Annotated in this window: 10 protein-coding genes and 1 pseudogene; 4 read left to right on the forward strand and 7 right to left on the reverse strand. The window is 64.7% G+C overall.

What is annotated here, in order from left to right; translation table 11 throughout:
* Window positions 1-31 precede the first annotated feature (31 nt).
* On the forward strand, window positions 32-2800 hold the full coding sequence (gene acnA / locus J7367_RS11325; RefSeq protein ID WP_057660016.1) for an aconitate hydratase AcnA: 2769 nt from the start codon (window positions 32-34) through the stop codon (window positions 2798-2800).
* A gap of 383 nt (window positions 2801-3183) precedes the next feature.
* Here the strand turns inward: acnA and J7367_RS11330 are convergent, their stop codons facing one another.
* Complete coding sequence (locus J7367_RS11330) at window positions 3184-3633, reverse strand: hypothetical protein (RefSeq protein WP_057660018.1); 450 nt, start codon at window positions 3631-3633, stop codon at window positions 3184-3186.
* A gap of 97 nt (window positions 3634-3730) precedes the next feature.
* Between J7367_RS11330 and J7367_RS11335 the strand changes: the two genes are divergently transcribed.
* Window positions 3731-5413 (forward strand): long-chain fatty acid--CoA ligase, encoded by a 1683-nt coding sequence (locus tag J7367_RS11335; protein WP_057660019.1) that lies wholly within the window; start codon window positions 3731-3733, stop codon window positions 5411-5413.
* Window positions 5414-5588: 175 nt separating this feature from the next.
* Window positions 5589-6458, forward strand: a complete 870-nt coding sequence (locus J7367_RS11340; protein ID WP_003486308.1) for a crotonase/enoyl-CoA hydratase family protein — start codon at window positions 5589-5591, stop codon at window positions 6456-6458.
* 12 nt (window positions 6459-6470) lie between these two features.
* On the opposite strand, the gene J7367_RS11345 is transcribed toward J7367_RS11340, so the two are convergent.
* From J7367_RS11345 to J7367_RS11370, 6 genes and pseudogenes are all read right to left on the reverse strand, one after another.
* A complete protein-coding gene (locus tag J7367_RS11345; RefSeq protein ID WP_057660021.1) occupies window positions 6471-8651 on the reverse strand; it encodes an ATP-binding protein in 2181 nt (726 codons plus the stop codon).
* A gap of 7 nt (window positions 8652-8658) precedes the next feature.
* Window positions 8659-9289 (reverse strand): annotated as a pseudogene (locus tag J7367_RS11350) (RpfH protein).
* Window position 9290: 1 nt separating this feature from the next.
* Entirely contained in the window at window positions 9291-10427 is a 1137-nt protein-coding gene (locus J7367_RS11355; protein ID WP_007963604.1) for a two-component system response regulator, read from the reverse strand.
* Between the two features lie 141 nt (window positions 10428-10568).
* Window positions 10569-12086, reverse strand: coding sequence for a lysine--tRNA ligase (lysS, locus tag J7367_RS11360; protein WP_057660024.1), 1518 nt, complete (start codon window positions 12084-12086; stop codon window positions 10569-10571).
* A 218-nt stretch (window positions 12087-12304) separates the two neighbouring features.
* Window positions 12305-13430 (reverse strand): peptide chain release factor 2 gene (prfB, locus tag J7367_RS11365; RefSeq protein ID WP_099050317.1). Its coding sequence is split into 2 segments (ribosomal slippage): window positions 12305-13354 and window positions 13356-13430, totalling 1125 coding nucleotides; the frame shifts between segments, so codons are not numbered across the junction.
* 248 nt (window positions 13431-13678) lie between these two features.
* A complete protein-coding gene (locus J7367_RS11370; RefSeq protein ID WP_057660026.1) occupies window positions 13679-14626 on the reverse strand; it encodes a LytTR family DNA-binding domain-containing protein in 948 nt (315 codons plus the stop codon).
* A gap of 159 nt (window positions 14627-14785) precedes the next feature.
* On the opposite strand from J7367_RS11370, the gene J7367_RS11375 reads away from it, so the two are divergent.
* Window positions 14786-16000, forward strand: coding sequence for an acyltransferase family protein (locus J7367_RS11375; RefSeq protein WP_057660029.1), 1215 nt, complete (start codon window positions 14786-14788; stop codon window positions 15998-16000).
* The last annotated feature ends 277 nt before the right edge of the window (window positions 16001-16277 follow it).

Raw genomic sequence — 16277 nt, forward strand, 5'->3', positions numbered from 1 at the left:
CCTAAAGCCTTCGATGCCATAGGAGTGATGCATGAGCGAATCCTTTTCCACTCGCACCTCACTTGAGGTCCACGGCAAGCGCTACGCGTACTACAGCCTGCCGAAGCTGGGCGAACGCTTCGATATCGGCCATCTGCCCTATTCGATGAAGATCCTGCTGGAAAACCTGCTACGCCATGAAGACGGCGGCGTGACCGTCGGCAAGGACCATATCGAAGCGGTTGCCAAGTGGGACCCCACCGCCGAGCCCGATACCGAAATCGCCTTCATGCCGGCGCGCGTGGTGCTGCAGGATTTCACCGGCGTGCCCTGCGTGGTCGACCTGGCTGCGATGCGCGATGCGGTGGTCAAGCTCGGCGGCAATGCCGACCAGATCAACCCGCAGATTCCCTCCGAACTGGTCATCGACCACTCGGTACAGGTGGATGTATTCGGCAAGCCGGACGCGCTCGACCTCAACGGCAAGATCGAATTCCAGCGCAACCAGGAACGCTACGGCTTCCTGCGCTGGGGCCAGAAGGCATTCGAGAATTTCAAGGTCGTGCCGCCCAATACCGGCATCGTTCACCAGGTGAACCTGGAAAACCTGGCGCGCGTGGTGATGAGCGCCGACAAGGATGGCACCCTGGTCGCCTACCCCGACACCGTGTTCGGCACCGACAGCCATACCACCATGATCAACGGCATCGGCGTGCTGGGCTGGGGCGTGGGCGGCATCGAGGCGGAAGCGGCCATGCTGGGGCAGCCGTCGTCGATGCTGATCCCGCAGGTCGTGGGTTTCAAGCTCACCGGCAAGTTGCCCGAGGGCGCCACTGCCACCGACCTGGTGCTGACGGTCACCCAGATGCTGCGCAAGGCCGGTGTGGTGGGCAAGTTCGTCGAGTTCTATGGCGACGGCCTGCAGCACCTGCCCTTGGCCGACCGCGCCACCATCGGCAACATGGCGCCCGAATACGGCGCCACCTGTGGCATCTTCCCGGTCGACGAAGAATCGCTGACCTATTTGCGCCTGTCCGGCCGCAGCGAGGAACAGATTGCCCTGGTCGAAGCCTATGCCAAGGCGCAGGGCCTTTGGCACGACGCCAATACCCCGCCCGCCCGGTACAGCGCCACGCTGGAACTGGACATGGGCCAGGTCAAGCCGTCGCTGGCCGGCCCCAAGCGCCCGCAGGATCGCGTGCTGCTGGAAGACATGCAGTCCAACTACCGCGAAAGCCTCAAGCCGTTTGCCGAAGCGCGCAGCAAGAAGCTGGCCGATCTCAAGCAGGAAGATCGCCTCAAGAACGAAGGTGGCGGCGGCACCGCCGTCGGTGCGAAGGCATCGCAGGCAGAAAGCGCCAGCGCCAGCGGTGCCGGTTGGCAGCTGCGCGATGGCTCGGTGGTCATCGCCGCGATCACCTCCTGCACCAACACTTCCAATCCGGCGGTGATGCTGGGCGCCGGCCTGCTCGCGCGCAACGCCGCAGCCAGGGGATTGAAGGCGCAGCCGTGGGTCAAGACCTCGCTCGGGCCGGGTTCGCGCGTGGTCACAGACTATCTTGAAAAGGCCGGCGTGCTCGCCGACCTGGAGAAGCTTGGTTTCTACGTGGTCGGCTACGGCTGCACCACCTGCATCGGCAACTCCGGGCCGCTGCCGGAAGACGTGTCTGCGGCCATTGCCAAGGACGATCTGGTGGTGACATCGGTGCTGTCGGGCAACCGCAACTTCGAAGGCCGCGTGCACCCCGAGGTCAAGATGAATTACCTGGCCTCGCCGCCGCTGGTGGTGGCCTACGCCATCGCCGGCACTACCGACATCGATCTCACCACCGAGCCGCTGGGCACCGGCAGCGACGGGCAGCCGGTCTATCTGCGCGACATCTGGCCCAGCAACAAGGAAATCGGCGACACCATCGCCGCCACCGTCGGCCCGGAGATGTTCAAGCAGAACTACGCGGATGTGTTCAAGGGCGACACGCGCTGGAACACCATCGCCTCGCCCGATGGCGCGCTGTACGAGTGGGACGCAGCCTCGACCTACATCAAGAACCCGCCCTACTTCGACGGCATGACCATGCAGGTGGGCAACGTGGACGACGTACACGGCGCGCGCATCATGGGCCTGTTCGGCGACTCGATCACCACCGATCACATCTCCCCGGCCGGCAACATCAAGAAAGATTCGCCGGCGGGCCGCTTCCTGCAGGAACGCGGCGTGCAGCCGGCCGACTTCAACAGCTACGGCAGCCGCCGCGGCAACGATGACGTGATGGTGCGCGGCACCTTCGCCAACATCCGCATCAAGAACCTGATGTTCGGCGGCGAAGAAGGCGGCAATACGCTGTATTACCCAGCCAACGGCGGTCAGCCGGAAAAGCTGGCCATCTACGACGCTGCAATGAAGTACAAGGCCGATGGCGTGCCGCTGGTGGTGTTGGCGGGTAAGGAATACGGCACCGGCTCCTCACGCGACTGGGCGGCCAAGGGCACCAACCTGCTCGGGGTCAGGGCCGTGATCGCCGAAAGCTTCGAGCGCATCCACCGCTCCAATCTGGTGGGCATGGGTGTGCTGCCGCTGCAGTTCCTGGAAAACGAAAACGCACAGACGCTCGGCCTGGATGGTTCGGAAGTGCTGGACATCACCGGTCTGCAGGACGGCGCCAGCCGCCGTGCCACCGTCGATGCGAAAAAGCCCGATGGCAGCGTCAAGCAGTTCCAGGTCAAGGTGCTGCTGCTGACGCCGAAGGAAGTGGAGTACTTCAAGCACGGCGGCCTGCTGCAGTATGTGCTGCGTCAGCTGGCGGCACGCAAGGCCGCCTGACCACAACGCGCATCGCGCTCCAACGATGCAACGCACTCCCGCCGCTCGGCGGGAGTGGCGTTCCAGGCCTTGTGAAAACGGCGATCACGCCGCGGTCAGCACGTGCGCATGGCCTACCGCCGTTGGTGTTGCCCTATGCCATCGGCGCACCACGGACATCGATCTCACCGCCGAACTGTTTGGCCGAGAAGAAGGCGGCGACACCGTTGAACTATCCATCTAACGGAGGCCAGCCGGATCGGCCACCTCCAAGCTCAGCGCCACGCACTGGCATTACCGGGCGACCCGCCCTTGGACCGGATGCCCCACGCGCCCCATCCATGCACCGGCACCAGGAGTCGGCCGTACCACACGACCAGCCGCGCCCCACTGCATCGGCGCGTTCAATGCGCTGCCGGCACCCATTGCGCGTGATACAGCTGCCAGTCGCTGCCCTGCAATCGCCAACCGGTGGTGACTTGATAGGTCTGCGCCTGATCGGGCACCCAGCGCCCACTGCCGCCCGTCAACAACGCCGCGAAGCGCACCGTGGCGGTATCACCGGCGAGCGCCACGTCGACCGGTCCCATGGTCACGCCGATCTGTTGGTTGCCCAGCATCTGCACGCGCATCAAGCGCCGTAACCCGGCGGCGTCCAGCCCGTTTTCGCCAACAAAATCCTCCGCCACCGGCGCCATCGCATCGCCGATCTCGCGTGCTTCGATCGCCTGATGCATCTGCTCCAGCGTGGCGCGCAGACGTTGTTCCGGCGCGGCACGTGTGCAGCCGAGCAAGACCAGCATGCAAAACCCTACCCACACCGCGCGCCTCTGCCCTTGAATGCTGCTCTGCATCACGCTTCGCCTTTTCCATGCATGACGGTATGCTGCCAGCTGTTGTAACGCCGTGGAACACACTGCGGCGCGTCGAGAACACCCTGGAGGGGGGCAGATGAATCAGGCACGTCCTTGGTTGCAAAGTTATCCGGCCGGCGTTGCCGCCGAAATCGATCTTGAGCAGTTCCGCACGGTGGCCGAGGTGTTTGCCACCTCCGTGAAACGCTTCGCCGACCGGCCTGCGTACCACAGCTTCGGCAAGACCATCACCTACCGCGAGGCGGATCAGCTGGTCGAGCAATTCGCCGCTTACCTGCTTGGCGAGTTGCAGTTGAAGAAAGGCGACCGCGTCGCCCTGATGATGCCCAACTGCCTGCAATACCCCATTGCGACCTTCGGCGTGCTGCGTGCCGGCCTGACCGTGGTCAACGTCAATCCGCTGTACACCCCGCGCGAACTCAAGCATCAGTTGATCGACTCCGGCGCCAGCGTGCTGGTGGTCATCGACAACTTCGGCACCACCGTGCAGCAGGTCATCGCCGACACGCCGGTCAAGCAAGTCATCACCACCGGCCTGGGCGACATGCTGGGCTTCCCGAAGGCGGCGCTGCTCAACTTCGTGGTCAAGTACGTCAAGAAGCTGGTGCCCGATTACCGCATCAACGGCGCGATTCGCTTCCGCGAGGCGCTGGCGCTGGGCCGCAAGCACCACGTGCCGACGCTGCAGATCGAACCCGACGACATCGCCTTCCTGCAGTACACCGGCGGCACCACCGGCGTGGCCAAGGGCGCCATGCTGACCCACCGCAATCTGGTCGCCAACATGCAGCAGGCGCACCAGTGGCTGGCAGGCACCGGCAAGCTGGAAGAAGGCAACGAAGTGGTGATCACCGCGCTGCCGCTGTACCACATCTTCGCATTGACCGCGAACGGCCTGGTCTTCATGAAGATCGGCGGCTGCAATCAGCTGATCAGCAACCCGCGCGACATGCCGGGCTTCGTCAAGGAGCTGAAAAAGACCCGCTTCACCGCCTTCACCGGCGTCAACACGCTGTTCAACGGGCTGCTCAATACGCCCGGATTTGATCAGGTGGATTTCTCCTCGCTCAAGATGACCCTTGGCGGCGGCATGGCCGTCCAGCGCTCGGTCACCGAGCGCTGGAAGAAGGTCACCGGCCTGACCTTGGTCGAAGCCTACGGCCTGACCGAAACCTCGCCGGCCGCATGCATCAACCCGATGGACCTGAAGGACTACAACGGTTCGATCGGCCTGCCGATTCCGTCCACCGATGCCTGCATCAAGGACGACGCCGGCGCGGAACTGCCACTGGGCGAGATTGGCGAGCTGTGCATCAGGGGCCCGCAGGTCATGAAGGGCTACTGGAAGAAACCCGAGGAAACCGCCAAGGTCATGGACGCCGAAGGCTGGCTGCATACCGGCGACATCGCGCGCATGGACGCACAGGGCTTCGTCTACATCGTCGATCGCAAGAAGGACATGATTCTGGTGTCCGGCTTCAACGTGTACCCCAACGAGATCGAGGACGTGATCGCCGAAATGCCCGGCGTGCTGGAAGTGGCAGCCGTCGGCGTGCCGGATGACAAGTCCGGTGAGATCGTCAAGGCGGTCATCGTGAAGAAGGACCCTGCCCTGACGGCCGACGCTGTGAAGGCGCACTGCCGTGCCAACCTCACCGGCTACAAGCAGCCGCGCGTGATCGAATTCCGCAAGGAATTGCCCAAGACCAATGTCGGCAAGATCCTGCGCCGCGAGCTACGAGACGCGCCGAAGGCGTAATACCGCTTATGCCGCAGCCGAAGGCGTTCAGCCTTCTTTGACGCCCGCAACGCCGCAAGGCCTTGCGGGCGTTCGCTTTTGCACGCATAGAATCCGATGTCGGCGCACGCTCACGCGTTCAACCTCATCTCCGTCCGAAAGGCGGCCGGCCGGACGGTCATCACGGAGAACCACCATGTCTGCAGTTCAACCCTTCATTCGCACCAACATCGGCTCGACCCTACGCATCGTTGAAGAACCGCAGCGTGACGTGTACTGGATCCATATGCATGCCGACCTCGCCGTCAACCCGGGGCGTGCCTGCTTTTCGACGCGCCTGGTCGACGACATCACCGGCTACCAGAGCAACCTTGGTCAACGACTGAACAACGCCGGCGTGCTGGCCCCGCACGTGGTGCTGGCATCCGACAGCGACGTGTTCAACCTGGGCGGCGATCTGGCCTTGTTCTGCCAACTCATTCGCGAAGGCGACCGTGCTCGACTGCTTGATTACGCCCAACGCTGTGTACGCGGTGTGCACGCATTCCATGTCGGCCTCGGTGCGCGCGCGCACAGCATCGCCCTGGTGCAGGGCAACGCGCTCGGCGGCGGTTTCGAAGCGGCATTGAGTTGCCACACCATCGTCGCCGAGGAAGGCGTAATGATGGGATTGCCCGAGGTGCTGTTCGACCTGTTCCCGGGGATGGGCGCCTACTCTTTCATGTGCCAGCGCGTCAGTGCGCAACTGGCGCAAAAAATCATGCTCGAAGGCAATCTGTACTCCGCCGAGGAGTTGCTCGGCATGGGCCTGGTCGATCGCGTCGTGCCGCGCGGTCAGGGCGTGGCGGCCGTCGAACAAGTGATCCGCGAAAGCAAGCGCACACCGCATGCCTGGGCGGCGATGCAGCAGGTTCGCGAAATGACCACGGCGGTACCGCTGGAGGAAATGATGCGCATCACCGAAATCTGGGTCGATACGGCAATGCAGTTGGGCGAAAAGTCATTACGCACCATGGACCGTCTGGTCCGCGCGCAATCGCGCCGCTCAGGGCTCGACGCCGGCTGATGCGTCGGCGGGCTATTCGCTACTCCGGGGGGAGCGCTCGTCGTCGTTGGCGCCTTGTACGCGCGCGGCGAGTGCATCCTTTCCGGTTTGCAGCTGTTCGCGCAACGCCGACAGCCGCTGTCGCCACTCGGCCTGCAGCTGCCAATCGGCCATGCGCATCAGCTCACCGCCGCTGCCGGCCAGCTGGGCCAGCCCCAGATTGCTGGCAACGCCGCGCAACGCGTGGGCGCTTTCGCGCAGTTGTTCCCAATCCGAGCGCGTGCCATCGCGCTCGATCGCGCCCACGCAGTTGTGCGCATCATCCAGACATTGCCGGACGAACTGCCGTTCGAATTCTTCGCCCATGCCCAACGCAGCGAGTTCGTCCAGCACGCTGGCATCGAGCACGCCCTCGAAACTGGTCGATGCCTGCACCACCGGCGCCGGCGTTGCCAGCGCACGGGTGCTCACGGCAAGTTCGGCCAGCGTATCGAGCAGCTTGGCGGCCACGACGGGCTTGGCCAGGAACGCGCGTGCGCCAGCTTGTTCGCAAGCGCGGATCGCTTCTGGCGTCACGTCGGCACTGAGCACCACCACCGGGGTGTAGCGTATGCCGCTGGCCTGCATCACGCGCAACTGCTTGAGCATGTCCAGGCCGCTCATGCCCGGCATGTGCAGATCCACGATCACCGCATCGAAATCTTCGTCGGCCATCACGTCCAGCACCTGCTCGGCGCCGTTGACGCACGTCACCTTATGCCCTGCCTTCTCCAGCAATCGCTGCAACACCATGCGATTGGCTTCATGGTCGTCGGCCACCAGCATGCGCATGCTGCGCACGCGCGCGCGGTGACGCAGGAACGGGTTGGAAAAGGCGATGACGTTGGAGGCTTCCAGCTCGTCGGGAGTCTCCAGCAGCGCCCCGACCGGCGAGCGAGCCGGCGTTGCCGCGTCCAACACGCCGATCTCCAGCGGCAACTCGAACCAGAACACGCTGCCGCCGGATGGATTGGGCGCAAAGCCAATCGCGCCGCCCATGGCCTCGACCAGGCCCTTGGCGATCGTGGTGCCCAGGCCAGTGCCTTCATAGCGGCGCGACAAACCCACGTCCGCCTGCTCGAACGCCTCGAACAGACGGGGACGCATGTCCATCGGCACGCCGATACCGCTGTCCTCGACATCGAAACGCAGCCGCACCGTGTCGGCACCATTGCCGGAGAGCCGCGCGACCCGCAGCAGCACATGCCCGTGCTCGGTGAACTTGACCGCATTGCCCAGCAGGTTGAGCAACACCTGGCGCAGATGTCCGGTGTCGCCCTTGAGCAGGTCCGGCACATCGGTGGCGACCTCGGTGCCGTAATCCAGTCCGCGCGTTTTGGCCTGCGGCTGCAGAATCATGTTGACCGAGCCGATCATCTCGCGCAGTGAGAAATCGCGGCGATCGATACGGATCTTGCCCGCCTCGATCGCCGAAATATCGAGCACTTCTTCCACCAGCGACAGCAGGCTGCGCGCCGAAGCCTTGATGGTATTCAGGCATTCCTTCTGCTCTGCATCCAGACGCGTGGTGGCCAGCACTTCTGTCATGCCCGACAACCCATTCAACGGGGCGCGGAATTCGTGACTCATATTGGCCAGGAAGCGGCTCTTGGCCTGGTTGGCATGCCGCGCCTCGCGTACTGCGCGCGTCATCGCACGCAACAACGAATCGAAGTACAGCGGCACGGCGATCAAACCCAGCAACAAGCCCCAGCTCAGATAGGGATTGGCCTTCCAGTAAGGCGAAATCAGGATGGCGCTGAGAAAACTCAGGCTGGCCATCGCCGTGGCGGCACGCAGATAGGGACTGCCGTAGCGCAAGCCATTGCCGATGGTCACCCACATGCAGACCGCATACAGCGGCGACGCCGGTTCGCCCTGGATTGCCATGATTGCGCCGGTGCAGGTGTAGTCGAGCACCATGCCGATCAGGCGACGCGTGTGCGACACGTGCGGCCGCAGCAGGATCGCCACCATCAGCCCCAGCGACACCACCAGCTCGCCGACCAGGATCAACCAGGTGGCCATCAGCGTATCGCCATGGGTGTGGTGGTAGCGCCACCCCAGGTAGGAAATGAACAACGTGGTGGTGATGATGCGGATCAGGTTCTGCGCGTGTTCCGAATCCGCCCGCCCCGAAAGACGCCGCTTCAACCATGGCAATGGAGACTTCATAGACGCCTCAGACCTGCGGTCGCTTCGATGGGGATGAAAGTGGGCCGTGCGGTCCTGCAGCATCGGCGCCATGGGCATACGCGGCGATACGCGCAGCGGCATCGGCACTGTCCTGCATCAGCCGCAACAACGACAGAGGAATGACCACCAGCGCCGCCAACAGGGCGATCCCGAGCTCGATCCGCTGTTGCCAATACGGGCTATTGGTAAGCGTCGCCCCGAAACTGAGCATGGCCATGGCCACCGCCGTGTGCAGTGCCTGCCTGCCAAAGCGCAAGCCATTGCCGATCGTGACCCACATCACCACCACGTACAGGCAGGCCATCGGAGCGGCGAACCAGGTCATCGCCAGACTGAGCAGGCCATAGTCCGCCAGCATGCCGAGCGTCCGGCGCAGGTGCGAGGGCCGCGGCTTCGCAATGATCCACGCAAACAGCAGCAATGCCCCAACCGTGCCCGATCGCGACCAGGCACAGCAATCGCTGCAGATGGCCATCGCTCAGTTGCCAATGCGGGGCGCAGACCAGCGTGTAGGCCAGGATCAGCCAGAGCATCACGATGCGCACCAACGCCTGACCGTGCTCGCTGTCGGGGCGCCGTGCGAGTCGCCGACGCAGCTGGGCAAGCGCCGCCCTCACCTCACACCCCGGGTCGCGCCGATGCGGTGGAGAACTCGCCACAGATCTGCTCCAACTGCGCGCGGCCGCGCAACAAAGCATCCACGCAGCGCGGGTCGAACAAGCGGCCACGTTGGGCATACAGATAGGCCAGCGCGGCGTCCATGGTCCAGGCCTCCTTGTACGGGCGCGGCGACAGCAGCGCATCGAACACGTCGGCCACCGCCACGATGCGCGCTTCCAGCGGAATCGCCTCACCGACCAGGCCATCCGGATAACCGGTGCCGTCATAACGTTCGTGGTGACGCAGCGCAATCAACGCGCCGACCTGGATGAAACGGTTCTGGCTGCCGCTGAGCAGCTCGTAGCCGATGCGCGGATGGCGCCGCATCACGCTCATTTCGTCATCGGTAAGCTTGCCGGGCTTGAGCAGCACCGAATCGGGAATGGCGATCTTGCCCATGTCGTGCAGCGGTGCGGCCATCTCGATGATGCGCACCTCCTCTTCCGACAGCCCCAGTTGCTCGGCGATCAGGCCGGCCACGTGCGACATGCGCTCCAGGAACGCGCTGGTGCCCGAATCGCGATACTCGATCGCGCGCGCAAGCCGCGACAGGGTTTCGCGCTCGCGCTCTTCGACCTCGTTCATGCTGGCCAGCAGGCGCTGCTCCAGCGACAACGCGCGTTGCTTGACGCTTTCGCTCTGCTGGCGCAGCTGCAGCAGGTTGGAGCAGCGCGCCCGCAACTCGCGCGGACGGATCGGCTTGACCAGGAAGTCGATCACGCCGGCTTCCAGCGCCGCCTGACGAATCGGTTCGTCGCCCACGATGGTGATCAGGATGATCGGAATATCGCGGTGGCTGGGCAGCCGGCGCAGCCGACGCGCGAATTCCAGACCGTCCATGCCGGGCATGCGGTAGTCCAGCAGCAACAGGTCCACGCGCCCGGCTTCGCACCAGGCCAAGGCGTCGAGCGGATCGCCGAAGTCGTAAACCTTCAGCTCCGGCGCGATGTCCTCGATGACATGGCGCAGCATCGTCCGAGCGGACATCTGGTCATCGACAATGACGATGTTCAATCCCAGATCCGCCTTTTCCGCCCAGCTTCCCCATGTATCCGTCGACAATGCGCCGCCCGGACCCCCTAAAACATCCTGCATAGCCGTTGCTCCTCTATCTCGAGAACGGAAAAGCGATGACGCCGGCCCCTGCGCCGACTATCCCCAAACGATACGCTGTTCGGGGCTCCGCCCTAGCATATGCAGTATCTGTGCCGTCGGCACACCGCCGGCACAAAAAAATCAGGCTTCCGGACGCATATACGGGAACAGCAGGACATCGCGGATCGAGGTGCTGCCGGTCAGCAGCATCACCAGACGATCGATACCGATGCCCAAGCCGCCGGTCGGCGCCATGCCGTACTCCAAGGCACGGATGTAATCGGCATCGAAATGCATCGCTTCGTCGTCGCCGCCGTCCTTGGCATGCACCTGCGCCTGGAAACGCGCGGCCTGGTCTTCGGGGTCGTTGAGCTCGGAGAAGCCGTTGGCCAGCTCCTTACCGTTGATGAACAGCTCGAAGCGGTCGGTGTAACCCGGCTCGGTGTCGCTGGAACGCGCCAGCGGCGACACTTCGACCGGGTGGTCGGTGATGAAGGTCGGCTGCACCAGGGTGTGCTCCACGGTCGCCTCGAAAATCTCCAGCAGCAGCTTGCCCCAGCCGTAAGACGGCTTCACGCGGATCTTGAGCCGCTCGCAATGGCGCAGCAGCGCCTCGCGGTCGGTGCAGTCGGCCGCGCTGATCTCCGGATTGTGGTGACGAACGGCCTCATCCATGCGCCAGCGCCGGAAAGCCGGCGCCAAATCGATGTCGGCACCGTCCCAGCTTACCTGCGTGGTGCCCAACACCGACTGCGCGGTGTCGCGGATCACCTGCTCGGTCAGGTCCATGATCTGGTGATACGTGGCATAAGCCTCGTAGAGCTCGAGCATGGTGAACTCGGGGTTGTGCCGGGTCGACACGCCTTCGTTGCGGAAATTGCGGTTGATCTCGTAGACGCGCTCCAGGCCACCGACCACCAGACGCTTGAGATACAGCTCTGGGGCGACGCGCAGGTACAGGTCCAGGTCCAGCGCATTGTGGTGGGTGGTGAATGGCTTGGCCGTGGCGCCGCCGGGAATGTAATGCATCATCGGCGTTTCCACTTCCAGGAAGCGGCGAGCGTCCAGCCAGGCGCGCATGGCGCGGATGATCTTGGAGCGCTTGATGAAGACCTCGCGCGCTTCCGGTGTCACGATCAGGTCGACATAACGCTGGCGGTAACGCTGCTCAACATCCGACAGGCCGTGCCACTTGTCCGGCAACGGGCGCAGCGACTTGGTCAGCAGGCGCAGCGCGCTGGCCTTGACCGACAGCTCGCCGGTCTTGGTGCGGGTGAGCCCCCCCTCCACCGCCACGATGTCGCCCACATCCCAGCCCTTGAACGCGGTATAGGCATCGCCGAGCACATTGCCCTGCAGGAACAGCTGCACACGCCCGGATTCGTCCTGGATCTGCGCAAAGCTGGCCTTGCCCATCACCCGCTTGGCCATCAGGCGGCCGGCCATCCTGACCGTGCGCCCGCTGGCTTCCAGCGCTTCCGGGGTCCAGGTGTCGGCGTCGGCGAATTCTGCCTGCAGGTCGCCGGCGAAGTGTTCGCGCACGAAGTCGTTCGGGTAGGCGATGCCCTGCCCGCGCAACGCGCCCAGTTTCGCGCGGCGCTCGGCGATGAGGCTGTTCTCGTCGGCGGGGATCTGCGGCGCGGGGGTCTGCTCGGTCATGGCGGGGATCGGTCTGCTGTGGGTCGGGCGGGTGCCCGGTGGGAACGAGGAACCGGCGGCGCCGGCACGCTTATTACAACGAGGATGTGACGAAGGCAGGCGGTTACCGGGTTACCCGAAAGCCGCAGTGCACGACCACCGCCGCGTCACAGACGCTGCGGCGCTGCGGCGCTGCGCCAGGATGCCGATGCCGTCGTGACAGCGACCTGGCGCGGCGGTCAGGCATCCAGGCGTTTGGAGCCCGCTGCCAGACCGGCCTTCAGGCTGGCCTCGACGAATTCGTCCAGGTCGCCGTCCAGCACCTTCTGTGTATCGCTGCGCTCGATGCCGGTGCGCAGATCCTTGATGCGGCTCTGGTCGAGCACGTAATTGCGGATCTGGCTGCCCCAGCCGATGTCGGACTTGGTCGCTTCCAAGGCATCCTTCTCGGCGTTGCGCTTCTGCACTTCCAGCTCGTACAACTTGGCGGCCAGCATTTTCATCGCGTTGTCGCGGTTCTGGTGCTGGCTGCGGCCGGTCTGGCAGGCGACCACGGTATTGGTCGGGATGTGCGTGATACGCACCGCCGATTCGGTCTTGTTGACGTGCTGACCACCGGCACCGGACGAGCGATACACGTCGGTCCGCAGGTCGGCCGGATTGATGTCGATCTCGATGTTGTCGTCCACTTCCGGCGACACGAACACCGAGGTGAAGCTGGTATGCCGGCGGTTGTCCGAGTCGAACGGCGATTTGCGCACCAGCCGATGCACGCCGATCTCGGTCTTCAGCCAGCCGTAGGCGTATTCGCCCTCGATGCGCACGGTGGCCGACTTGATGCCCGCCACTTCGCCACCGGAGACTTCCATCAACTCGGTTTTCCAGCCGCGCGACTCGGCCCAGCGCAGATACATGCGCAGCAGGATTTCGGCCCAGTCCTGCGCCTCGGTGCCGCCGGCGCCAGCCTGGATGTCGACGAACGCGTTGGCGCTGTCCATCTGGCCGGAGAACATGCGCTGGAACTCCAGCTTTTCGACATGCGCCTGGTAGTTGTCCAGATCGGCGATCACCGCCACCGCAGTGTCTTCGTCCTGTTCGCTCTCGGCCAGCTCCAGCAGGTCGCCCGCATCGGCCAGGCCCGACAGCACATCGGCAATGCCGATCACGGTCTTTTCCAGCATCGAACGCTCGCGGCCCAGGGCCTGCGCGCGTTCGGCGTCGTTCCACACGTCCGGACTCTCGAGCTCCCGGCTGACTTCCTCTAGACGCTCTTTCTTGGCGTCGTAGTCAAAGATACCCCCTGAGCGAGAGCACGCGATCGTTGAGATCGGTGATGCGCTGGCGGATCGGATTGGTTTCGATCATGACGGACTTCCGGCAAACAAGCGGGCTAGTTTAGCAAGCGGGCGGCGGCGGCGGAACGCGATGAAACTGCGGCCGCGCGTGCTGGGACACCTGCGACACTCCAGGCTCCTGGCTGCCGCGCGCGACCGCAGGCTCGGCCGGCGGCCGCCATCGCGTGTCGGTATCGCAGCAGCTGCGACCTGGCGGCGCATGGGCCAGGGACGAATTTGGGACCGGGGCTGGTCACCCCAGGCATCCAGCAGTGGGGGTTATGCCACCAGTGCGTCAGGTCTCGGCGCAGCGGCGCCCTGCCCGGCATGGGAACGCAAGCCGGCCAGGTGGCTGCGACTGCACGGCAGCACGCTGGCATCGCGCAGATGCACGCGCGCGTCGCCGGAGTCGGACGGCTCGATCGCCTGCACCTGCCCCAGATTGACCAGATAGCTGCGGTGGATGCGCACGAACACGGCTGGGTCCAGCTTCGCCTCGATCGCCGCCATGGTGCTGCGCAACGGGTAATCGTGGCCGCGCACATGCAGGTTGACGTAGTTGCCCGAGGCCTGGATCCACTCGATATCGGCGGTAGCGACCAGGAAATCGCGCCCCAGCTTGCGCACCAGAAAACGCTCCGGGCGATCCAGCGGCTCCACTGGCGGGCCTTCGTCAGGTGCGGCGAGCAGGTGCGCCTCGCCCTGACGGCGCCGTGCGTACCAGGCCAGTGCGTGCTGCACCGCCACCAGCAGCGCAAAGGTACGCAGGTCCTTGGACAGCTCGTAGACCCACTGCAGCCAGCCGCCGAAGTCGTAGTGTGCGCCGGCCAGGGCATAGACCAGCATGCGCAGCATCACCATGCCGGCGACATGCAGCAGCCACCAGCCCAGTGCAGCCATCACATACGCCGGCAGGCGTCGCACCCAGACATCGGCATGCAACGGCCAGCGTGCGCAGAGCCACACCACCGCCGGCAACAGCAGCAGCGCGGCGGTGGCGCTGCTCAGCTCCCAGCTCAGCACCTGCCACACCACGATGGGCTGGCCATCGCGGCGCGCGGCAAGCCAGGCGGTCCAGACGTTGCCCAGCGCGCTCACATAGAACACCAGCGACCAGATCACCACCGCCCAGCGTGTCGCAGCGCGGCCGGCATTGTCGTGGATGATTGGCGGGCGCGTCCCGATCGATTGCATTGCACACGTCCGCAGTTGGCAGCTGCCGATCATAGAGGCCTGCGCTACAAGGCGAAACCGCCCTCCCTGCCGGCCCTGTTCGTCCCTGGGTGGGCGCAACTGGTCACTGTGGGCCGGGCTTTCCACCCCTGACACCACTGCTGGAGCGGGGTCGCGGGCAGGATGCCTCCATTCCTTCACCAGCCACCGACCATGACCGAGCGCCGCCACGATATCGATGCCTTGCGCGTTTTCGCCTTCGCCCTGCTGATCCTCTACCACGTGGGCATGGCCTATGTGGCCGACTGGGGGTTCCACCTCATGAGCGTGCACATGGCCGAGTGGCTGCAGTGGCCGATGATCGTGCTCAACCGGTGGCGAATGCCGTTGCTGTTCATGATCTCCGGCATCGCGATCGGGTTGTCGCAGCCGCAAGCCGCGCCGTGGCGCTTCGCGTTGCGTCGCTGCGGGCGGTTGCTGCCGCCCTTGCTGTTCGGCATGTTCGTGGTGGTGGCGGTGCAGGCCTACTGCCAGGGCGTGAGCAACGGCAAGGTCGCCACCGGGTTCGGCAGCTTCCTGCTGCGCTACTGGCAGGTGCGCCCGTGGCCGGCCGGCAGTTTCGATGGTTGGGAACACGGCATCACCTGGAATCACCTGTGGTACCTGGCCTACCTGCTGCCCTACACCGTGGCCCTGATGGCGCTGGTGTCGCTGGCCAGGCTGGCGCGGCTGCCAGCCCTACCGCCGCTGCCCGCCGCGATGGTGGTGCCGGCCCTGCTGATGTTGCCGATCCTGTGGGAGGCGTTCTGCGTGATGTGGGTGATACCGCGGCATCCGCCGACCCATGCGTTGGTCGGCGACTGGTTCGTGCATGCCGAATCGTTCCCGCTCTTTCTCTTGGGCTATCTGTTGGCACGCAGCGAGCGCTTCTGGCAGTTGGCCGTACAACTGCGCTGGCTCACCCTGGTCGCTGCGGTGCTGGCCATCGCCACCGAGTTGGGCATTCGTTTTCTGGGCATGCACGTGCAGCCCGCGCAGCTGCCGCCGGCACTGGCCGCGCTGCCATGGGAAAACCTGGAACACACCGCACGCGCGGCCTATACCTGGCTGGCGCTGCTGACCCTGCTGGGCTGGGCCAAGCAGCGTTTGAACCGGCCGTTCCGCTGGCTGCCTTATTGCACCGAAGCGGTGTTTCCCTGGTACATCCTGCATCAGAGCCTGATCATCGTGGCGCTGTACTGGTTGATGCCGTTGCAGTTGAACGCCTGGCTGGAACCGGCGCTGGTGATCGCGGCCACTGTGATCAGCTGCCTGGCGCTGCATGAGTACGTGATTCGGCGGGTGCGCTGGTTGCGGCCGTTGTTCGGCTTGCGTGGACGCACGCAGGCGGTGAACCGCCAGGTCGGTGTTACGGCAGTTGCGTCGTAACAATCTTGCGGACGCACGCTGCCTGCAACGTGCGATTCATTGGGCGGACCATCCTTGGACGCGCCATCTGGCGCAGTCCAAGCTGCGCGTCGGCATGCGTTCGGAACCACCATGTGCCCCGCCCTGCGCGCGCCGCCGTACTGCTCGCCCGATTGCCGCTTCGCCGATCCCGTGGCCGGCATCAGGCGCGCTCGAGGCGAGTGGGCCGATGGCTGATCTGCCCTCAACTTGGGCCGAGCGAGCGCTTTCAGCAGCCCACCAACTGATGTCCATCGAG

Origin of the sequence: Xanthomonas sp. D-36-1, from assembly GCF_017746155.1 — a bacterium.
Classification (GTDB): Bacteria; Pseudomonadota; Gammaproteobacteria; order Xanthomonadales; family Xanthomonadaceae; genus Xanthomonas; species Xanthomonas cissicola.